Origin of the sequence: Corynebacterium qintianiae, assembly GCF_011038645.2 — a bacterium.
In the GTDB taxonomy this organism is placed as follows: domain Bacteria; phylum Actinomycetota; class Actinomycetes; order Mycobacteriales; family Mycobacteriaceae; genus Corynebacterium; species Corynebacterium qintianiae.
Map to the genome: position 1 here is coordinate 45,520 of NZ_CP064955.1, position 20,156 is coordinate 65,675.

Genomic DNA, 20,156 nt, shown 5'->3' on the forward strand with positions numbered 1-20,156 from the left:
GACTACTTTGCGGTTGCAGCCGGGGTAGCGGTTGCGGTTGCAGCCTCAGAAGCGGAGCTGCCAGCCTCGGAAGCGGAGCTGCCGTCCTTGGAGGAGAGACCAGCGATGATGTCATCGAAGGAGATTGCGGAGGACAGCTTGTCGGCCAGGAGATCGACGAGGTGGATGAGGAAATCAGACATTGTGTTCTTCCTTTCGGTGTGGTTTTCAGGAACAGTTGAACGGTACAACGAGACGAGCTCGTAGCACTATGCACTTTCGTCTACTGAATCGCGAAAGCGTCACCGCAGCTCAAGCGTGATAGATCCACAGCATCCGGGCTACTTTAGTATCAACCCGCACCCTATCGCCCCCGCCAGACACCCCGCCTCCGGCCAAGCGGAGCGAAATGACGGCTCTCCGTGGAAATCTCGCGTACACCCCCGTATTACCCCTATCCGGGGGAACGGAAAAGCCGCAACCCGAGGGCTGCGGCTTTAGCTCTTCGCTTTCTAAGGAGAACTTAGAAGAGTGCGGAGGAGAGCTGGGAGGAAAGCTTCACCGGGAAGTGCAGAACGGTGTTCAGGGTGCCGGTGAAGAGGCTGATCAGGTTGTTGATGATTTCAGTCATGATGACTTTTTCGTTCGGTTGATCGGACGCTTCCAAGCCTAAAAAAGCTGGGGCGGAGAAGGAAATAGGGGAAAGAAAGCATTTGCCCATAAATATTAAAAACTGCTTAAGGTTTCCCGTTACATTTTCAATACGATTCCCAGAAATTTGGGATACCCCAGTTTCACGGGCTCTCGCGTGACGGCAGTACTGCCGGGATTCTTCCACAAACCCCTCTGAACTGGTATTATCTATCTCGGTACTTGCGCGGCTAGATACCCTAATTCGGGGGGCGTCTCCGAGCGGGGTGCCCTACACGCAGCTCCCCTCCTCCTCCTCGAGGGCCGCGAAAACGAAGCAGTGGAGCGGTTCCAGGTGCGCTGGGGTGATATCCGGCCCCAGAGGATCGACCTCGTATCGCCTCCTGTCCGGCAGCCCCCTCTCCTCGAATTCCTCGACCGTTTGGCAGTCCGCCACCCGCACGAGGTCGGGGAACTCACCGAGCAACCCGTACATGATTGTGTCGACGATTTCGCCGTGCCGCCGCCCGTCCCAGGAACGGGGGAAACGCCGGCGCAGGTTTGGAGGCAGCAGGTGGAGAATAGCGCTTGCGAGGTCGGCGGACTCCTCCTGCTCGAGACGCTCGCACGCGCGTAACGACGCCCCCGCCACGTCCCCGACAACCGCAAGCTCTGGGTTGCGCTTCTTGGCGTTGCTCAGGCTCAAACACAACTCCGCGAGCAGCTCGCGGCGGTACGTCAGCTCGGAATGTGCCCTCGGATGTCCCAGGAGGATCTCCGCGCACGACGTGGAGTACGCCAGTTCGGTGTAGTACTCCACGGCCGAGAGTTCATGCGTGCGGGCGCTGGTGTACAGGTTCCCGTCGATGTGGCTTCGTAGGTCACGCAGCAAAAGCCATGGCTCGTCCAAACCCTCATCGGTGAGCGTCAAGGTCAGCGTCAGGGTGCCGTCGACGAGGATACGGTCGACGGTGAGAAACGGTGCGTCAGCGGGGGAGAACGGCTGGTTAGCGAAGACAACCCGGCGGCTTTGTTCGAACTCGGGCGGGTCGAGATCGTCGACCACGAACACGGCGAAAGCGTCGCGGTCGGGCAGCTGGGAGGCCTGAAAGTCCTCGGTGCTCTGATAGTCATCAATCACGATGTATGTCTCCGCAGCGCCAGGCCCCTTCAGGGGTTTGGGAAGGGCGGCGTGGATTTCTTCCAGGGCGTACATGGTGTCGTCGACAAGCAACTCGCCCGCCAACTGTACGGCGCTGATCGCCACCGAATGCGGGTAGGTGAAGCGCGGGTGCGCTTTCTCTAGCGAGGCCAGCGAGCGTTCAAGCTCCACGACAAACCGGTGCACGTTCGACACCGACGAGTCCTGAGCGGCGAGCGCGAGCTGGAGGCACTGGCGCGCGTACGCAAGCTCGACATAAGCGGGCAGATCCATCCGCGCCCTCGTGTTCCGCGGGGACCAAGACCGGAGGAAAGACTCGACGCTGCGGTTCAGGCCTTCGGCGTATAACCCGGTCAGGCCGATGGCGGTGATCTTCCAGGTGTGGTCGACACCTCCGAGCTCGAAGTGGCCGTCGAAAAGCTGTGGTGCTGGCATGCGAGCAGTACAACACACCCACTTGACACCCACCCCGGATCTTCGCACAGGTGGGTCAACCGCACGTACCATGGGCCCATGCCGACCCCTATCCCGGAGTACCTAGAGAAGATCCTCGACCTCGTGCGCGAAGATGCCGCCGGAGAGGTCGCCGACTACATCGAGGAGTTGCGCGAGGCCGATCCCGACAAGCTCGGCCTCGCCCTGTGCACCACCTCCGGCCACCTCTATTCGGTGGGTGACGATGACTACGAGTTTTCCATCCAGTCCATCTCCAAGCCCTTCGCCTACGCCCTCGCGCTGGAGGAGCTCGGCCCGGACGAGGTGCACAAGGTCGTCGGGGTGGAGCCCTCGGGCGACGCGTACAACGCCATTTCGCTCGACGAGGACACGAACCGCCCGTCGAACCCCATGATCAACGCCGGCGCAATCGCCGTGAACCAGCTCATCAACGGTTCGGACTCGTCGGTGGAGGAGCGCGTGGAAAAGATCCGCGCCTTCTTCTCTCTCCTCGCGGGTCGCGAGCTGCGTATCGACGAGCGCCTCGTGGGCCACGAGCTGGAAACAGCCCACCGCAACCTCGCCATCGCGCACTTGCTCAGCGAGTTCGACATGGTCCAAGACCAGGCGCACGACGCGGTGAACTCTTACACCCAGCAGTGCGCCGTGCTTGTCACGGTGAAGGACCTCGCCGTTATGGCGGCAACGCTGGCCAACGGCGGAATTCAACCGTTGACGGGCAACCGCGTCATGTCCTCCACCGCGAGCCGCGTAACGCAGGCCGTCATGTCCTCCGCCGGCATGTACGACGGCTCGGGCCGTTGGATGGTGGACGTCGGCATCCCCGCCAAATCAGGGGTCGCGGGCGGCTTGATCGGCACGATGCCGGGCCAGCTGGGCATGGCTTCTCTCAGCCCGCGTCTGAATGACCAGGGCAATTCCGTGCGCGGCGTGAAGATCTTCCAGGAGCTCTCCTCCATGCTCGGGCTGAACCTAATGAGCTCCGACTACTACAACGCGCCGGGGATCAAGTCCGTGGACCGCCGCGAGGACACTACCGTGGTGCAGCTTCAGGGCATGATCAACTTCACCGCCGCCGAGAAGATCCTCTTCGACCTCGAAGCGTTCAAACTCGCGGGACCGAACCTGGTGTTGGACGTTTCCCACGTCACCTCCTTCAACAAGGCAGGTCGTCTGCTGATCAAGGAGGGGATCCGCAAGATACGCGACACCGGTTACGACGTGTCCATCTACGACCCTGAGTCGGCGATGCCGGATTACGAGTTCTCAGACGGCACCCACTTCGAGGCAGTGAAAGACTTCTCCACTTCGTTTACTATCGACGCCCCGCGCGACAAGGTGTACAAGGCGATCTGCCAGCCTGAGCAGTGGTGGGACGAGACGATCGAGACCACCGACGGTTCCGCCGGTGAGAAAGGCGGCGAGTTCCGCTTCGACAACGAAGCGCAGTACGCGGAACTGACTGTGGCGGAGGCGCGGGAGGGATACCGCCTGGTGTGGCGGGTGGAGCCCACCGGTGCCGACCGCGGGGACAAGGAGTGGGACGACACCGACATCGTCTTCGACCTAGAGGAAGCTGGCGAGGGGAGCACGCGGGTCACCTTCACCCACCGCGGCATGCACCAGCGGGAGGAAAGCTACGAAAATGTCGCCCAGGATTGGAAGCGACGGCTCGCGGAACGCCTCGGGCCTCTAATCAAGAAGGGCTAACTCTCGACGATTTCGAGCGCGCCTTCGAGCGCCCCGCAGGTGATGTCGAGGATGGTGGCGCGCTGCTCCTCGGGGCAGCCCGCGTCCACCCAGTCCAGGCACACGGCATCCATGAACCCGACGAATCCGGAGACGGCGATTTCGCCGCGCTCGGAGTCGAGATCCAGCACGTCGCAAAGCGTTTCAACCGTGAAATCTCGGCGCTCGACGCGGTAGTTCACCGCCTCGGCCGGCTCCTCTCCGCGGCGGCCCGCCGCCCACACGAACGGACCCGCCGCGACGAAATCGAGGTAGATCTCGAGCCAGTGCCTGATGACCTCACCTTTGGTCGCTTCGGGGTGCGCTTCCAAAGCTGCGCGCTCGGCATCATCCAGCGTGCGCTTGCTCTCCTTCAAAAAGGCGGTGTAGAGGCCCGCCTTCGAGCCGAAGTAGTGGAAAATGAGACCCTGGGACGCGCCGCTTACCTCGGCGATATGCTGGGTGGAAGCCTCAGCGTACGGAGTCGTGGAGAAAACTTCGTGAGCCGCGGCGAGGATTTCCGCGCGTCTCTCTTCGACACCTAAGCGTCGTCGGTGGGGTGACATGTACGAGAGTGTAGCAGTATGAATTTTATTATCGGAGGAGATGACCGATGATCGCCGATACAATCTGGTGGCACGTTTACCCCCTTGGCGCGACGGGCGCACCCATCCGCAACCGCGCCCAAGGCGACGCCGACCACCGTTTGCGCAAACTAGGCCCGTGGCTGGACTACCTGATCGACCTGGGGTGCAACGGGCTCCTGCTGGGCCCCATCTTCGAATCCGTCGGGCACGGGTACGACACACTCGACCACTACGCCATCGACACCCGCCTCGGTGACGACGCGGACTTCGACTGGCTCATCGGGCAGTGCCGTGAACGGGGAATCAATGTCATGCTCGACGGCGTGTTCAACCACGTCGCCCGCACGCACCCGGCTGTGGAGCAGGGCCTGGCAGGCAGCACCGATTGGGAGGGGCACAGCGAGCTGGCCACTCTTCACCACGGGGACCCGCGGGTACGCGACATGGTGACCGACATCATGTGCCACTGGCTGCGCCGCGGCATCGCAGGTTGGCGCCTGGATGTCGCCTATTCGGTACCCGCAGAATTCTGGAGTGACGTACTCGGCCGCGTGCGCTCCGAATTTCCCGATGCGCTCATCCTGGGGGAAGTCATCCACGGCGACTACGCCGAGATCGCCAACGCTGGCACCATGGACTCGGTGACACAGTACGAGCTGTGGAAGGGCATCTGGTCGTCCCTCAGCGACGTCAACTTCTGGGAGCTCGACCACGCGTTGGGCCGTCACCAGGCCATTGTGGAGCAGATCCTGCCGAACACCTTCGTGGGTAACCACGATGTGGACCGCATCGCGTCCAAGGTCGGGCAGGACAAGGCGATCGTGGCCACGGCCCTGCTGCTCACGCTTCCGGGAATGCCGTCGATTTATTACGGCGACGAGCAGGGCTTCGTGGGCCTGCGCACTGACGGTTTCGAGGCCGACGACGCAGTCCGCCCCGAGCTGCCCGCATCTCCGGTGGACCTGTCGCCCCTGGGCGGCTGGATTTTTGAGCAGCACCAGGCGCTCATCGGGCTGCGCCGCCGCCACCCGTGGCTGACCCGCGCGTCCGTCGAGGTGCTGGACAAGACCAATGAGACGATCTCGGTGCGCTCGTTCTCGAACGGGCACGAGCTGCTTGTCGACGCCTGGCTCACGCCCTCACCCGGAGTCCGCGTCCACGCGGGTGGCGAGACGCTGTACGAGTGGCCTAGAGCGTAGGCAGCGACGAGCCCGCTGCCGCCTGAGCGAGTAGCTGGTTGACGATCACTGCGAGATCCGGTAGGCGGACCGTCGCCACGTTCGCGACCGGCACATCAACTGACGGCACGCCCTGGGGCGCGAGGTTGATCACCTGGGACGCGGGGGCCGCGGGCGCGGGTTTGGGTGCAGGCTTGGGCGCGGGCACGGGCGCCGCGTGCTGGTTGGAGGTCCCCTTCAGACCGCACCGGTTCGCGGCTTCGTCGACACGCGCGAGCGCGGCGAGGATCTGCGAGCCGCGGGAGTCGAACATGGCGATGGTCTGCGCCTGGCGGACGCGGGACTGGTAGTCGGCGTCATTGGTCCAATAACGCGAGGCCTGCTCGCAGCTGATCGGGCCGGAAGGCAGCTTCCCCAGGGCGTCATCGATGACGTCGGCTGAGGCGAACGGGGCGGTCATCGGAGCGAGGGTCAGGGCGGACGCGAGGGCCGCGCCTGCGGCGACGGTGCGGATGCGAGATGTCATGCGGCTGATTATGGCACGTTCTCACGCGCCAAGGAACCGCCTGACAAGCGCTCGGTACGCCTTCACCGTCAGCTCCACGTCCGCGACCTCGACAAACTCGTCGTGGGAGTGCAGCAGATCAAGCACGTTGCCCAGCGTCTGCCCGCTCTGGTGGAGGGCGAAACCGTACCCCACGCCGCCCTCGCGTCGCGCGAAACGCAGGTCCGAGCCTCCGGCCGCGATCGTCGGCACCACGGGCACACCGGGGAAGAAGTCACTAAAAGTATCCACGATCGACTCGTAGAGCGGCCCCGAAGTGGGGGAGACCGTGGCGTCCTCGGTAATTAGGTGCTCGATCGTGACCCGGTCCGCGAGATCGCCCAGCGCGTCGCGCAAGAGGGCATCGATGTCCTCCTGCGATTGCCCGGGCAGCGGACGAATGTCCAGCTCGAGGTGGGCCGTTGACGGCAGCACGTTGATGGCGTTGCCCGCGCGCAGAACCGTCGGGGAAATGGTCAGATGGCTCATCGCGTGGGAGTAGCGGGCGAGATCGCCGAGGGATTCGTAGGACGAGCCGCGCAGAAGGGCCTGTTCCGTCGCCGGGTCGAAGCGGAAGGCGCGTACGTAGCCTTCCCACAGCTCATCGCTGGCAACATCGGTCTCGATGGCGGCGACGCGGCGTGCGACCTCGGCGATGAGTCCGACGGTTTGCTCGCGGCCGTAGGGGGTCGAACCGTGCCCCGCGTCGCCGTGGACGGTCAGTCGTCGCTGGGCCGCGCCCTTCTCGCCGACGACTATGACGAGGGCATCGGAACCGTCGGTGGCGGGGAGGTGGCTGCCTCCCTCCTCGGACAGGCAGTTGCGCCAGCTGAAGGCGTCCGGCTCGTGCTCTGCAATCCACCCGGCTCCGAGCCCGCCGCGGGCCTCCTCGTCCGCGCAGCCGACGAACGTGAGGGTGCCCCGCGGCTTTTTGCCCGACAGCGCGACGTCACGGGTCACAGCCGCCATTGCGGCGGTGATATAGAGCATGTCGGTGGCGCCGCGGCCGTAAATGCGTCCGTCGGTTTCCTCGGCCGCGAACGGGTCGTGGGTCCACTTCGGCAGGTCAACCGGCACAACGTCGGTGTGGCCGAGGAGCGTTAGCGGCTCCGCCTCCGGGTCGGAGCCGTCGATGGTGAACGCGATAGATACGCGCGTAGGGTTGGGTTCGAAGCGCCGGACCGCGACGCCGGTTCCCGCGAAGAAGCGCTCCAGGGTGTCCGCGTTGCGGACTTCATTTCCGGAGTCCGGTGTCAGGTCGTTCACGCACGCGTTGCGGATCAGCTCCTTGAGAAGAGTAGTGGCCGCTTCGGCGAGGGGGGTATCTCGGTGCATGGGGTGGAGTGTACTTTCAAGTGGCGATCGATTAGTCACATGCAAAACAATGCATGTATCATCAGCTACACCAGTAACTGAAAGGTTGGGAACGTGGCGAGACGCGAAATGAGCACCGACCCGCGGGCGGTCAGGACCCGCGCGACGCTGATCGAGGCAACGATCGAGCTCCTCAAGACGAACCGGGCGGAGTCGCTGTCGGTGTCCCAGATTGTGAAGGCGGGAAACTTAAGCCGGCAGGTGTTCTATGAGCACTTCGCCGACCGCGACGCACTGCTGTACGCGGCGGGGGAGAAGATACTTGAGCCCTCCTCTGTGCGGGCGGTGGAGACGGTCAACGCATCGATTGAACCTGACCGCCTGATTGAGGGGTTGTTCGAGACAGTCAACCCCTACCGGGACGCACTGCGGAACCTATGCGATGGCCCGGTGCACTGGCGCATCCACCAGTACAGCGTGGACAAAATGCTCCCCTTTTTGGAGATGGAGCTACGCGAGAACTTGGAGCGGGGCGGATCGGAGCTCCCGGATGAGCACATCCGGCGCACGGCCGAACTACTGGCCTGCGGAGTTGCGGCCCAGCTGACGGATGCGATCCGGGAGGGTCGCTCCCCGAAGGAAGCCCGCCACGTCATGCGGGTCGTGCGGGAAACGCTCAGCGCGGTCAAGTACGACAAGCCTTAAACCGGCCCAAACCACGAATTCTTGAACACCGTTCAAGGGTGTGAGATAGTATCCTCACCCTAATTGAACGGAGTTCAAGCATGACTATTCTCGACACCGCGCGCACCAAGGCCCTCGAGCGCGGCGAAGGCCTCAACGAGGCCGAGATTCTCGACGTCCTCAACGTGCCCGACGACCAGCTCACCGAGCTCCTCGAGCTCGCGCACCAGGTGCGCATCAAGCACTGCGGCGTCGAAGTGAGCCTCGAAGGCATCATATCCCTGAAGACGGGCGGCTGCCCTGAGGACTGCCACTTCTGCTCTCAGTCCGGCTTGTTCGAGTCCCCGGTCCGCGCCGTCACCCTCGACATTGACGAGCTGGTCGAGGCCGCCCGACAGTCCGCGAAGATGGGGGCGAGCGAGTTCTGCATCGTCGCCGCCGTCAAAGGGCCCACCGAGCGCCTGCTTGACCAGGTCAAAGATGCGATCCAGGCGATCAACGCCGAGGTGGACATCTCCATCTCCGCGTCGCTGGGCATCCTCACCCGCGAACAGGCCCGCCGCCTGCGGGAGATGGGCGTGTCGCGCTACAACCACAATTTCGAAACCGCGCGTTCCTTCTTTCCCAACGTGGTCACAACTCACACGTGGGAAGAGCGCAAGAACACCCTCGACTTCGTGCGCGCCGAGGGGATGGAAGTCTGCTGCGGCGGAATCATCGGCCTCGGCGAGACCTTGGAGCAGCGCGCGGAGTTCGCGGCGCAGCTCGCCGAGGTCGAACCCCACGAGGTGCCCATGAACTTCCTCGACCCGCGCCCGGGCACCCCGTTCGCCGACCGCGGCCTCGTTCCCCGGGGCGAGGCGCTTCGCGCCGTCGCGGCGTTCCGCCTGGCCATGCCGACCGCCCAGCTGCGATTCGCCGGCGGCACCGAGCTCGCGCTTGGCGACGACGGCACGGAGCAGGGCCTCCTCGGCGGAGCTAACGCGATCATCGGCGGCAACTACCTCACCACCGCGGGCCGCCCGATGGAGGTTGACCGCGAGCTGATCGACACCCTGAAGGCGCTTTAGGTGAAGATCCCCGCGAGCACCGAGCTTGCCGACGCCGTCCTGTCCGGCGAGGTCGCGTTCACCCACCCCAGGGGCCGCGAATGGGACGTCCCGCGGATCTGCCCCCTGTGCCAGCGGCGCATGGTGGTCAAGCTCAACCCCTTCGGATGGGAAGCGGCGTGCTCGCGGCACGGAGTGCTGCGCTCCGAGTGGCTGGAGAAATAAGACAAAAACCGCCGCACCCGAAAGTGCGGCGGTTCTTTAGCGGTGTCTGCCTAGAGAGCGACGACCTGCTGAGCCTGCGGGCCCTTGGCGCCCTCGCCGACCTCGAACTCGACCTGCTGGTTCTCCTCCAGGTTGCGGTAGCCGCTGCCCTGGATCTCGGAGAAGTGGACGAAGAGGTCCGCGGAGCCGTCGTTAGGCGAGATGAAGCCGAAGCCCTTGTCGCCGTTGAACCATTTCACAGTACCCTGTGCCATATTTTTACCTTCAAGTTTCTTCTGGTGATGCTACGAGCGACAATATGATTCACTGCCGCCGCGAGTCGGAAACGACTGTTAATCCCTGCTATCACTAGAACTTGCTAAGTAATGTGTAACAATTTGCGACTGTCACCGAGCTTGCCACACTTGGCCACAGGGCCGCGCATCGGGGGTGGAAATCAGCCCCGCAGGCCCAGCTCATCACCCAGCGCAATTGCCAGCTTGTCCAGCGCCTCGGTGGTGTTCACGTACGAGCCTTCCGGGGAACGGGCTGCGATGGCGATGCCGAGCGCTTGCCCGTCGACACGCACGAAGCCCAGCTGGCGGGAATGCCAGGACCCGTCCAGGCGGTCACCGCTCCACCCGCCCTTGAACGCTGCGTTCTCCAAATTTCCCAGGCCCCAGCGCTGCCCGTCGACAACGTCGCGCATGGCGATGATGACCTCGTTGTCCTCGTCGAGGGTGGACAGGTGCCACGCGTAGCGCGCCGCCGATGCGAGCGGCCACTGCGAGCGCCCGAACGCGCTGCGTACATCGATGACGGCGCCAGCGTCGGCGACCTCTTCCTCCACGCTCTCCTCGCCGACGCATTGCAGCAGGGAGTACGCGCTGGCGTTATCGGACCACTCGATAGAAGACTCGATCATCGACGAAATGGCGGCGTCGCTGTAGGAGCAGTGCTCCTGGGCCGACAGCGCAATGGGGACTTTGACGGTGGACCAGGACGGCAGGGTTGCGATGGTGCCGGTGTGGCCGTTGATGTGGCCGTCGTAAAGCGAAATGCCCAGTTCCGTACCCGTCTCCTCCTCGATTTCGGCGAGGTCGTCGCGCAAAAAGCGCAGGGTGTCGGTGACCTCGAACACGGGATCGGGGGCTGAGACCGGGGCGCTGGGGGTTTCCTCGGTGTCAGTGCCGGCAGCCGGTGCTGAGCAGGCCGCCGTAGTCAGAGCGAGGAGCGGTCCGAGGAGGGCAACCGCCCGCGCCACGCGCGTGTTCACGGCGCAGATATTAACCGTTGTCTGCGAATTTGTCCCACTCTGCCTCCAACGCGTGCCCGTTCGCACCGTAGATCGACGGAACCCCCCGGTAGTTGCCCGGCTGCGCGATGGTGGAGGTGCTGCCGTGGGCTAGGATGTGCTCCTGCGGCGATAGCTCACGGATGGCCACCAGCTCGATCCGGTTGGGGTGCTCGAAGACGAGGTCGGAATAGATCATCGGATCGTGCTGGCCGTCGTCGCCCACCAGCGTCCACGTGATGTTGGGGAAGTCGATGATGAGGTTGCGCAGCTGCACGCGCTTGTGCTCCGGGCCGGAACGGAACAGGCCGGTCGGGGTGGGGCCCCAGTCCGTGAGCAGCAGGGGGCCGCGGGGCAGGCGGTGTCGGCCGATAAATTCGTCCAGGGTGTCGTAGGTGTTCCACGCGCCCGTGGACAGATAGAACACCGGGTCGTTCTCGTCGCGGAGAGCGTCGTAAAACTGCGCCATGCCCTCGACGGGCTGGCGGGTGTTGGTCTTTTTGACCCACGAGTTCCACGCGGCGAGCACGGCGCGCGGCAGCATCGTGACCATGATGGTGTCGTCCACGTCCGAGATAATGCCGCGGGTCACCTCGTCGGAGATGATCTGCAACGGGGCTACCTCCTCGACCCCGCTCAATGTGACGGTCACCGTCGCCTCGTGCCACCCCGGTTCGAGGCCGTGGTCGAGGATGAGGACCTCGAAATATCCGTCTTCGTTGGTGCGCGCCTCCACGCGTTGGTCGCCCAGTTCGACGGCCACGGGGGTCTCCGGCACCGGGGCGGTCATGAACTGGCGCCAGCCGCGCTGCACGGCGTTGTCTTTTTCCTCCGGGTTCTGCATGAGAACCCGGCCGACCACTCGGGCGCGCTTGGGGCTGCCGTAGCCCGTGTAACCGGTCGCCTCGGGGACCCACTGGGCGCGTGCTTTACGACGCACCCCGGAGCGCACGAGGCGCCTCTCCGTCAATCGGACGATGTCTGCTAGACCCATGGGAATTCACGATAGTTCAGTAGGGTGGCACGTATGGAGAGGGTCGAAAGCGTTGAGGCGGGCGTCGATAAGCTGATCGAGCTTTACGATGCATCGTGCCAGCTCGCGCGCGACGTCGTCGCGTCGGGGGATTACACGGCTTACAACCACGTCCTCTATCCCAAGATCGCCGTCGAGATCACCGAGTGGGTGCCGGTGGACCGGGGTGAACCCTTCGGCTACGTCGACCAGGCCGGCACGTATTCCGCCGCCCTGTCGAGGCCCGACCTGATGGCGCCGTACCTGACCAGCCAGCTGCGCGCCCTGTGCGCCAACTACGAAACGCAGCTCCGCGTCGGGTACTCCGACATCCGTATCCCGCCCGAGTACATCCGCGGTGTCGAAGGCCTGTCTGAGGTGCGCGCGTCATACTCCGACTCGGTTCCCCGCCCCACGCTCGACGACGTCCACGACGGCATTATCGACGGGGAGTGGGAGTGGTTCCACGGCCCCGAGAAGCCCCTGTTCCACTTCGGGCCGCAGCGCTTCGACATCGCCTGCGCGCGTATCGAGCACTACACCGGCATCTCGGTTGATTCCGTGCAGCGCTACATCCTGTTCACCAACTACGACATGCACACCCGGGAGTTCGTCAATTTCGCGGAGCGCGCTCTGGAGAAGGAGGGCACCCGCTACACAAAGCTCATCCAGGCGCACGATGAGTCGCGCCAGATGCCGCGCTTCGACCTCGTCACCGACGACGGCGACGGCATCACCATGATCAACATCGGGGTCGGACCGTCGAACGCGAAGACCATCACCGACTGCCTGGCGGTGCTGCGGCCGGAGGCGTGGATCATGATCGGCCACTGCGCGGGCATGGACGGCCGCATGCGCATCGGCGACCTCATCCTGGGCAACGCCTACGAGCGCCGTGACAATCTTCTCGACGACCACATCCGCCGCGACCAGCCCATCCCCGCTGTGCCGGAGATCCAGCGGACCCTGGAGAAGATGGTGGAGAAGATCTACGGCGAGGACCCCTCGCTGATGCGCACCGGCACCGTGCTGTCCACCGGTGACCGGAACTGGGAGTGGAAGTCGCCGCAGGAGCTGTGGAACTGGCTGCGCGGCTCCACCGCGGCGGCCGTGGACATGGAGTCGTGCACGATCGCCGCCAACGGCTACCGCTACCGCGTGCCCTACGGCACCCTGCTGGCGGTGTCGGACCTGCCGCTGCACGCCGTGCCGAAGCTGCCGGCCGGGGCCCAGGCCTTCTACTCCAACTCGAAGGAGGCGCATGTGATGTGCGCGGTCAAGGCGATGGAGAAGCTGGCGAAAAACCCCGAGCGCCTGCGCACCCGCAAGTTGCGCCGCACCATCGGCGAGGTGCCGCTGCGCTGATGGAATTTACCGATCCCGCCGTCGAGATGGCGCACCGCAGCGCGATCCGTTCCATCGAAAGGGTGGTTTCCGAGACGGTGGAACCGACGGAGCCCAACCGCGCCTTGGACGCTGTCGTAAACATGCTCCGTAACCCGAAAGTACTGGTCATCACCGGCGCGGGCGTGTCCACCGAGTCGGGCATCCCGGATTACCGCTCTCCCGGGGGCCGCCTCTCGGTGGGTCGGCCGATGACGTACCAGGAGTTCGCGCACTCTCCGGCCGCAGTGCGCCGCTACTGGGCCCGCGCGTTCGTGGGCATTCGCTTCATGCGCGCCGCCCGGCCCAACCGCGCCCACTTCGCGCTCGTCGAACTGGAGCGCGCCGGGCTGATCAGCGGCGTCGTCACCCAGAACGTCGACGGTTTGCACGCCGACGCGGGCAGCCAGCGGGTCATCGCACTGCACGGCGGCATGGACAGCATCGTGTGCCTTGACTGCGGTTACACGGAAAAGCGCGAGCTTTTCGACGCCCGCCTGGCCGACGCCAACCCCGGTTACGCCGAGTCCGTCCGTGTCGAGGGCTCCATGATCAACCCCGACGGTGACGTGGAGTTGCGGGACGAGGACGTGGAGCGCTTCCGTATGATCGCCTGCGCCTCGTGCGGCGGCTCCCGCCTCAAGCCCGATGTGGTCTACTTCGGTGAGAACGTGCCGCGCGAGAGGAGAAGCGCCGCAAATGAGTGGCTCGAGCAATCGACCGGAGCCATCGCGATCGGCACCTCGCTGGCCGTGATGAGCGGCTACCGGCTCGTCCTCGACGCCCTCGCCCTGGGCAAACCTGCGGCCGTGATCAACGGCGGGCCCGGGCGGGCCGACCCCAAAGTGGGTACGGTGTGGCGCACCAGCGTCGGCGACGCATTGGACGCTGTTCTCGATGCCGCCGGGCTCTGAGCCGGTTACACTTCTGCGCATGACGCACACAAAGTCCCGCATGACCGCCGCTACCGCTGCTGCCGCCCTCGCCCTGACTCTTTCCCCCTCGATCGCGGACGCTCAGTCCACGACGACGAAGGACGAGGGTTCCTCCCTGGGCGGCCTGCTCTTCGGCACCGGTGAGAACGAAAAGTCCACGCCGGAGAAGATCGTGGTCATTCTGGGTATTGTCACCTTCATCATCAACGCCATAAGCACCGGCGGCCCGATGATTCAGCAGCTGCTTTCCCAGATCGCACCCCGCTAGCCCACGTACTCTAGGGCGCATGGACGCTCTCCTCTTTGGGCTCTCCGGCGTGGTGCTGGAACCCAGAACAGCAGCAGGACGCTCCCGGGTGGAGCGCGCCGCCGGCGCACTGGACACGGACAGGTTCTGGTCGGTGTACCGGGACCTGCGTCCCGCCTACGACATCGGTGACGTCTCCGACGTGCGCTGGTGGCAGCAAGTTGCCATCCGCGCCGGGTTGGATGATCCGGACATTCAGGAAGCCGTCGCGGCGGACGCGGACACGTTGTCCGAGGCGCGCCGCGACATGGTGGACTGCCTTCTCGGCCTTGTCGACGTCGGATGGGCGTGCGGGGTGGTGGACAACGCTCCCGCGGTCGTCGCGGCGCACCTGCGCGCTGCGCATCCGTGGCTTGGCGAGCTCGATGCGGTCACCTTCTCCTGCGACATCGGCGTGGCCAAGCCGGATCCCGCCGTCTACCGCGTCGCCGTGGAAGCGATGGGGGCGAAACTGACCAGCACCGTCTACTTCGACCACCGCGAGGACTGGGTCGAGGCAGCGCGCCGATTGGGCATGCGTGCGGTGCTGTTTACCTGCGCCCCCGACGTACGAAAGGCATTGGAATCCCTGTGATTTACAGCTTCGAATCCAAGACACCCGATATCCATCCGAGCGCCTATATCGCCCCCGAGGCGACGATCGTCGGCGACGTCACCGTCGGTGAGGACGTCAGCGTGTGGCCGGGAGCGGTCATTCGCGGTGACGTCGGCCCGATCAGGATCGGAGCCCGCTGCAACATCCAGGACGGCTGCGTCATCCACGTCGACACGGGCGGTGAGACGGTGCTGGAGGAAGATGTCACCGTCGGGCACTTGGCGATGATCCATTCATGCCACATCGAGTCGGCGTGCCTGATCGGCATGAGCGCCACGGTGCTGTCGCGTTCCCGGGTGGGCGAGGGCTCGATTGTCGGCGGGGGAGCGGTGGTCTTGGAGGGCCAGGACGTCCCGCCGTTCACGGTCGCGGCGGGTGTTCCCGCGAAGGTGCGCAAGCAGCTGCCGGAGGAGTCGCGCGAGGACCGTGTCGCGCACGCCGCCTCGTACGTGGCGTTAGGGCGCCGCCACCGCGAGGGGCTCGCGGAGCACGAAGTCTAGGGCGACGGCGCGGGCGATGTCTCGCACCACCTCGCGGTGGGTCGGGATCATCCGCAGCTCGACGGACGCCCCTGCCTCGCGCACCGCGCGGGCGAAGGGCGCGGGGGCCAGGGGGTCGCCGATAAATGCGCTGCCCGCCACCACAACGGTGGTCGGCGCGTGCTCCGCGCTGAGTTTGGCGGCTAGCGTCCCGAGTTGCCGGGCGCGGTTGTCCAGTGCTCCGCGGGTGGTGTCCTTGTGGGCGGCGTCGGTGACGGCGTCGTGAAGCGTGCGAATCCCATCAATGTTGATCGAGTCAATCAGGCCCTGCGTGGTCAGGTCGTCGCGGGCCACGCTGACGGGCAGAACACCCTCCGGAGTGGAAATGGCGCAGCCAATGGAGTCGTCGGCGAACAGTGCCATGACGGACTCGTCGCCCAGAGACGGCGTGGACTGGATCTCGGAGCCCACGATCGCGGCCGCGGCCGACGTGACCACGACGGGGACGGAGAACTGCTCGCGCAGTTGCGCACCGATTTCCACGCCGCGCCACCCGAGGTTGGGTGCGTAGACTTCGCCGTTGCCCGTCACGGTTCCCGAGGTTGTCACGCCTACGGTGGCGAGAGGGCGGTGGACCCCGGTGGTCAGCCGGTTCAGCGCCGCCATGAGGTGCTGGATGAAGTCGTCCTGGCTCAGTTGGGCGACGGCGGTGTCGACGTCGACGCTGCGCAGCGTGCGGCCCTTGAGGTCGAACAGCGCGATGTAGGTCGACTGCGTGCCCACGGAGATACCTGCGTGGATCGCGTGCGGCTCGGCCAGCTCGAGCGGGATGGTGGGGCGGCCGCGCCCCCGCGACAGCGCGAGGTCCGCGCGCTCGGCCACGTACCCGTACTTGGTCAGCGCCGCCACCGCGCGGGTGATGGTCGGCTGGCTCAACCCCGTCGCTTCGACGAGTTCGCTTCTCGACGTCAACTCCCCGAGCCTGACCAAGTGCAGACATTTCGCCGCTGGGCTGCACGGGCGGGAAAAGGGAAGTGTCGCCATAGATGAATATAATATCATTAGTCTAGACCGCTTTGTCCATTCATGTCAGACAAAGCGTCCCATGACCTCCGCGAACATGCCACCGCGGGCAGCTCTGCGATACACTGTGCCATCATGACCTCTGCGCACACCGGGAGAGCCCCGTCCCTGCTGGATGCGACCTGCGAGGATTTTGTTTACGACCTCGTGGCGCTTTCCCCGACGTTGGGGACCCGCATCGGCATCGAGGGGCACGACCACGACCTGCAGGACTTCAGCCCCGCCTACTGGGAGGACGTGGCGGACCGGGTCCGGGACCTGCTCGCCGATGTCGACGCGCTGAACGATTCCACAGACGAATCTGACGATGACGACAATTTCGACCAGGCGGACACGTTGACTGCGGCCATCCTGCGCGACCGTATGACGCAGGAGCTCGACCTGCACCACCGCGGTGAGGACCTGCGGATGCTGAACAACATCGACTCGCCGGTGCAGCACATCCGTGAGGCCTTCAGCCTGATGCCGAAGAGCAGCGCCGAAGACCTTGAGAACGTCGAGTCGCGTCTGTCCAAGGTCCGCGACGCCCTGGCCGGTTACCGCGAGTCCCTCGCCGAGGCCGCGAGCCAGGGCGACGTGGCCACGCACCGCCAGATCGATGCAGTGATCAGCCAGTGCGAGGCGCTCGGGGACGAAGGCTCCATGTTGGAGCGCCTCGGTGTGGCGTCCGAATCGAGCGTCGTGCACGACGCCAAGAACTCCTTCCAGGACATGGCGGACTGGCTGTCCACCGAGCTCTCCCCGATGGCCCCGCACGAAGACGGCGTGGGGCGCGACCGCTACGAGTTCTTCTCCCAGTTCTTCCTCGGCCGCAAGGTCGACCTCGACGAGGCCTACGAGTGGGCCCTGGAGAGCTTGCGTGAGGTGGTTCTCCAGGAGGCGGAACTCACCCGCTCCATGTTCGATGCGCCGACGACCATCCACGCCGCTTTCCGCAAACTCAACGAAGACGAGCGCTACACGCTGCGCACCTCCGGCGAGCTGCTGGATTGGATGGCCGAATCCACCCGCGAGGCCTACGCGGTCCTGCAGAACAACTGCTTCACCATTCCCGACGGCGTGCAGCGCCTCGACTGCGCCATCGACCCCGCCGGGACAGGTGGGCTCTACTACACACAGCCGAGCGACGACATGGTTCGCCCCGGCACGCTGTGGTGGTCCATGCCAGAGGGCAGGGACTCGCTGCACACCTGGCACGAGCTGACTCATATCTTCCACCAGGGCGCGCCTGGCCACCACGTCCAGTTCGCCACGGCGCTGACCCAGCGCACCACCCTGAACCTGTGGCGCCGCAGCGTCAACGTCAACGCGGCGCATGCCGAGGGCTGGGCGCTCTACGCCGAGCAGCTCATGAGCGAGTACGGCTACTTCGACGAACCGGCCAAGCAGCTGGGCCACCTGGACTCGAAGCGCCTCCAGCTCGCCCGCGTCGTCGTGGACATCGGGGTCCACCTGCACAAGAAAACGCCGGACAAGACCGGCGTCTGGGACGCGCAGTACGCCAAGGCGTTTTTGCGCGACAACACCGCGATGCCGGAGTCCCGCGTCAGCTTCGAGCTCGACCGCTACATGGGGTGGCCCGGCCAGGCCCCCGCCTGTTCGGTGGGCTACCGGGCGTGGCTGAAGCTTCGCGACGACGCCCTCGCCCAGGGCATGAACTTGCGCGACTTCCACGACCGGGCTCTGCGTCTGGGTTCCATGCCGATGGACTTGCTCGCGCAGGAGCTCCTATAGTCGCCGGAGGACCTGCGGGAGGTACGCGGCGAAAAGGAGCACGCCGATCAGGCGGATGAGCTGGATTGCAATCACCGCGGGTCCGGCACCGCCTTCGGCCGAAAGCGCCAGCACCGTCTCCAGGGCGCCGGGGCTCGTGGCCAGGTAGCCCTCGAAGTGGCTGATCCCGAGCCACACCGACACGATCCAACCCATCGCGGCGCACGCGGCCATAAGCCCCGCAATGTAGGCGACAGTGGCGGGTAGGAGCCGGCCGAAGTGCCTGAGCGCGGGGACGTTTAGGCCCCCGCCGCAGATCCACCCGATGGCGAGGAAGGCAACGACTGCGAGGGCCGGCGGCATGGCCAAGGGGGCGTCGATAAGCGATCCCGCGAGGGCGGTTAGCACAAGCGGCCCGAAGACGCTCGCATTAGGCAACCGCACGATCCTGCCCAGCGGCTGTCCCGTGGCGACCAGCGCCGGGACGAAAAGCCACGACCACCAGGCGGGCTGGGGCGCGGTCGTTGCCGGGCCGGCGGGCGCCGCAAGTAGCGAGGCGACCAGCGGCAGCGTCACGGACACCGTGAGCAGGCGCAGGTACTGCGACAGCGCGACGTAGCGCGTATCCGCGCCCACCTCGGCGGCGACCGCCGGCATGATCGACGCCCCGCCGGCCAACAGCGACAACACGCCAGTTTCACGCGAGACACCGTGGTGGGACAGGAACATCCCGCCTGCGAACGCGAGCCCCACGGTTACCAGCGCCACCACAAGACCCGGAACGAGGAAAGCGGCGAGCTCGCGCGGCGGGATGCCCACGAGCGGGATCGCGGCTAAGACACCGATGATTCCGCGGGCCGCGGCGAAGAAGTGCTGGTTGACGGGCAGGTCGCGCCCGCTTGCGAGCGCCATGGCGCCGGAGGCGATAATCGCACCGAGGATCCACGCTGCCGGCACACCCAGGCGGGAGAAAAGGAAACCGAGCGCCACCGACGCCGGGGCGACGATGATCCATTTCTGCCAAGTGCGCACCAGGGCGATGATACGGTCTCACGCATGGAACTGCTGCCGCTTCTCGCCGCCGCCTCGCTGATCGCGGGGTGGGTTGACGCGGTGATCGGCGGCGGCGGGCTCGTGCTCATCCCCGTCCTGATGGCCTCCACGGGAATGCCCCCGGCGGCGGTGCTGGCCACGAACAAAGTCGCGGCAGTGACCGGCACAGCTTCGGCCGCGGTGACGATGGTGCGCCGCGTCGGGGTGCCGCGGTTTGCGTGGGGGCTGGCTGCCGTCGCGTTCGTCCTGTCGGCGTGCGGCGCCCTCGCGGTGTCCCTAATCAGCGACTCCGTTATCCGCCCCGCCATCCTGATCCTGCTGGTGGCCGTGGGCCTGTTTGTGTTCTTCAACCCGTCGTTCGGCACCACGGCGGGCGCGCCCACGTACACGCGCGCGCGAGTCGCCGGGGGTGTCGGGCTTGCCCTTCTCATCGGGTTCTACGACGGCATCTTCGGCCCCGGCACCGGCATGTTCCTGATCATGGGGTTCACCGCTCTGTTCTCGCAGGCGTTCCTGCGCTCCGCGGCGATGGCGAAGGTGGTCAATACCGCGACCAACCTCGGGGCGTTGACGGTCTTCATCGCCGGGGGCTGGGTGGACTGGACTCTCGCGCTAGTTCTTGCCGTAGCCAACGTCGTCGGTGCGCAGCTGGGGGCGCGTACGGTGCTCAGAGGAGGCTCGAAGCTTGTCCGGTTAGCCTTGCTCGCGCTGGTGGTGGTGCTGTGCGCGCGTCTCGGGTGGCAGGAATTTTCCAATAACTAAGTTTCCGCACCTATCCTGTGTCATT

General features: G+C 65.4%; 22 protein-coding genes. 12 read left to right on the top strand and 10 right to left on the bottom strand.

The genetic code is table 11. From position 1 onward, the window contains the following. Positions 1-2 precede the first annotated feature (2 nt). Both G7Y29_RS00235 and G7Y29_RS00240 read right to left on the bottom strand, forming a co-directional pair. A complete protein-coding gene (locus G7Y29_RS00235) occupies positions 3-182 on the bottom strand; it encodes a hypothetical protein (RefSeq protein WP_165003064.1) in 180 nt (59 codons plus the stop codon). 719 nt (positions 183-901) lie between these two features. Next, on the bottom strand, positions 902-2,206 hold the full coding sequence (locus tag G7Y29_RS00240) for a hypothetical protein (protein ID WP_165003062.1): 1,305 nt from the start codon (positions 2,204-2,206) through the stop codon (positions 902-904). A 78-nt stretch (positions 2,207-2,284) separates the two neighbouring features. Here G7Y29_RS00240 and G7Y29_RS00245 point away from each other — a divergent pair, with 78 nt between their 5' ends. Then, positions 2,285-3,937: a glutaminase gene (locus G7Y29_RS00245; protein WP_165003060.1), complete on the top strand. Its 1,653-nt coding sequence runs from the start codon at positions 2,285-2,287 to the stop codon at positions 3,935-3,937. Here the strand turns inward: G7Y29_RS00245 and G7Y29_RS00250 are convergent. Continuing rightward, positions 3,934-4,521, bottom strand: coding sequence for a TetR/AcrR family transcriptional regulator (locus G7Y29_RS00250; protein ID WP_165003058.1), 588 nt, complete (start codon positions 4,519-4,521; stop codon positions 3,934-3,936). The genes G7Y29_RS00245 and G7Y29_RS00250 overlap by 4 nt on opposite strands. Before the next feature lie 47 nt (positions 4,522-4,568). On the opposite strand from G7Y29_RS00250, the gene G7Y29_RS00255 reads away from it, so the two are divergent. Then, the gene (locus tag G7Y29_RS00255; protein WP_165003057.1) at positions 4,569-5,741 is read left to right on the top strand and encodes an alpha-amylase family protein; all 1,173 of its coding nucleotides are present in this window, start codon (positions 4,569-4,571) and stop codon (positions 5,739-5,741) included. Here G7Y29_RS00255 and G7Y29_RS00260 read toward each other — a convergent pair. Both G7Y29_RS00260 and G7Y29_RS00265 read right to left on the bottom strand, forming a co-directional pair. Then, the gene (locus tag G7Y29_RS00260) at positions 5,731-6,246 is read right to left on the bottom strand and encodes a hypothetical protein (RefSeq protein ID WP_165003055.1); all 516 of its coding nucleotides are present in this window, start codon (positions 6,244-6,246) and stop codon (positions 5,731-5,733) included. The genes G7Y29_RS00255 and G7Y29_RS00260 overlap by 11 nt on opposite strands. A 21-nt stretch (positions 6,247-6,267) precedes the next feature. After that, entirely contained in the window at positions 6,268-7,599 is a 1,332-nt protein-coding gene (locus G7Y29_RS00265; RefSeq protein ID WP_165003053.1) for a M20/M25/M40 family metallo-hydrolase, read from the bottom strand. Positions 7,600-7,692: 93 nt separating this feature from the next. Between G7Y29_RS00265 and G7Y29_RS00270 the strand changes: the two genes are divergently transcribed. From G7Y29_RS00270 to bsaP, 3 genes are all read left to right on the top strand, one after another. Further along, the gene (locus G7Y29_RS00270; protein WP_165003051.1) at positions 7,693-8,283 is read left to right on the top strand and encodes a TetR/AcrR family transcriptional regulator; all 591 of its coding nucleotides are present in this window, start codon (positions 7,693-7,695) and stop codon (positions 8,281-8,283) included. Positions 8,284-8,363: 80 nt separating this feature from the next. Next, positions 8,364-9,332, top strand: coding sequence for a biotin synthase BioB (bioB, locus tag G7Y29_RS00275; protein ID WP_165003049.1), 969 nt, complete (start codon positions 8,364-8,366; stop codon positions 9,330-9,332). After that, positions 9,333-9,536, top strand: coding sequence for a biotin synthase auxiliary protein BsaP (gene bsaP, locus G7Y29_RS00280; protein ID WP_165003046.1), 204 nt, complete (start codon positions 9,333-9,335; stop codon positions 9,534-9,536). A 50-nt stretch (positions 9,537-9,586) separates the two neighbouring features. On the opposite strand, the gene G7Y29_RS00285 is transcribed toward bsaP, so the two are convergent. The 3 genes from G7Y29_RS00285 to G7Y29_RS00295 form a co-directional block, all read right to left on the bottom strand. Then, a complete protein-coding gene (locus G7Y29_RS00285; RefSeq protein WP_165003044.1) occupies positions 9,587-9,790 on the bottom strand; it encodes a cold-shock protein in 204 nt (67 codons plus the stop codon). 182 nt (positions 9,791-9,972) lie between these two features. Beyond that, positions 9,973-10,791, bottom strand: a complete 819-nt coding sequence (locus G7Y29_RS00290) for a hypothetical protein (RefSeq protein ID WP_165003042.1) — start codon at positions 10,789-10,791, stop codon at positions 9,973-9,975. A 10-nt stretch (positions 10,792-10,801) separates the two neighbouring features. Beyond that, complete coding sequence (locus tag G7Y29_RS00295; RefSeq protein ID WP_165003040.1) at positions 10,802-11,803, bottom strand: App1 family protein phosphatidate phosphatase; 1,002 nt, start codon at positions 11,801-11,803, stop codon at positions 10,802-10,804. Between the two features lie 33 nt (positions 11,804-11,836). Here G7Y29_RS00295 and amn point away from each other — a divergent pair, with 33 nt between their 5' ends. From amn to G7Y29_RS00320, 5 genes are read left to right on the top strand one after another with little or no spacing between them, the layout of a single operon-like run. Then, positions 11,837-13,186, top strand: a complete 1,350-nt coding sequence (gene amn, locus G7Y29_RS00300) for an AMP nucleosidase (RefSeq protein WP_196820157.1) — start codon at positions 11,837-11,839, stop codon at positions 13,184-13,186. Further along, a complete protein-coding gene (locus tag G7Y29_RS00305) occupies positions 13,186-14,118 on the top strand; it encodes a Sir2 family NAD-dependent protein deacetylase (RefSeq protein WP_165003036.1) in 933 nt (310 codons plus the stop codon). Before amn ends, G7Y29_RS00305 begins: the two co-directional genes overlap by 1 nt. Before the next feature lie 19 nt (positions 14,119-14,137). Continuing rightward, positions 14,138-14,407, top strand: a complete 270-nt coding sequence (locus G7Y29_RS00310; protein ID WP_165003034.1) for a hypothetical protein — start codon at positions 14,138-14,140, stop codon at positions 14,405-14,407. 19 nt (positions 14,408-14,426) lie between these two features. After that, the gene (locus G7Y29_RS00315) at positions 14,427-15,020 is read left to right on the top strand and encodes an HAD-IA family hydrolase (RefSeq protein ID WP_165003032.1); all 594 of its coding nucleotides are present in this window, start codon (positions 14,427-14,429) and stop codon (positions 15,018-15,020) included. Next, positions 15,017-15,541, top strand: a complete 525-nt coding sequence (locus tag G7Y29_RS00320; RefSeq protein ID WP_165003030.1) for a gamma carbonic anhydrase family protein — start codon at positions 15,017-15,019, stop codon at positions 15,539-15,541. Before G7Y29_RS00315 ends, G7Y29_RS00320 begins: the two co-directional genes overlap by 4 nt. On the opposite strand, the gene G7Y29_RS00325 is transcribed toward G7Y29_RS00320, so the two are convergent. Beyond that, complete coding sequence (locus G7Y29_RS00325; protein WP_165003028.1) at positions 15,497-16,564, bottom strand: ROK family protein; 1,068 nt, start codon at positions 16,562-16,564, stop codon at positions 15,497-15,499. The two genes, G7Y29_RS00320 and G7Y29_RS00325, sit on opposite strands and share 45 nt — an antisense overlap. Positions 16,565-16,678: 114 nt before the next feature. Here G7Y29_RS00325 and G7Y29_RS00330 point away from each other — a divergent pair, with 114 nt between their 5' ends. Continuing rightward, positions 16,679-18,337 (top strand): DUF885 domain-containing protein, encoded by a 1,659-nt coding sequence (locus G7Y29_RS00330; RefSeq protein ID WP_165003026.1) that lies wholly within the window; start codon positions 16,679-16,681, stop codon positions 18,335-18,337. Here G7Y29_RS00330 and G7Y29_RS00335 read toward each other — a convergent pair. Then, positions 18,332-19,348, bottom strand: coding sequence for an AbrB family transcriptional regulator (locus tag G7Y29_RS00335; protein ID WP_165003024.1), 1,017 nt, complete (start codon positions 19,346-19,348; stop codon positions 18,332-18,334). The two genes, G7Y29_RS00330 and G7Y29_RS00335, sit on opposite strands and share 6 nt — an antisense overlap. 24 nt (positions 19,349-19,372) lie before the next feature. On the opposite strand from G7Y29_RS00335, the gene G7Y29_RS00340 reads away from it, so the two are divergent. Continuing rightward, on the top strand, positions 19,373-20,131 hold the full coding sequence (locus G7Y29_RS00340) for a TSUP family transporter (protein WP_165003022.1): 759 nt from the start codon (positions 19,373-19,375) through the stop codon (positions 20,129-20,131). Positions 20,132-20,156 lie beyond the last annotated feature (25 nt).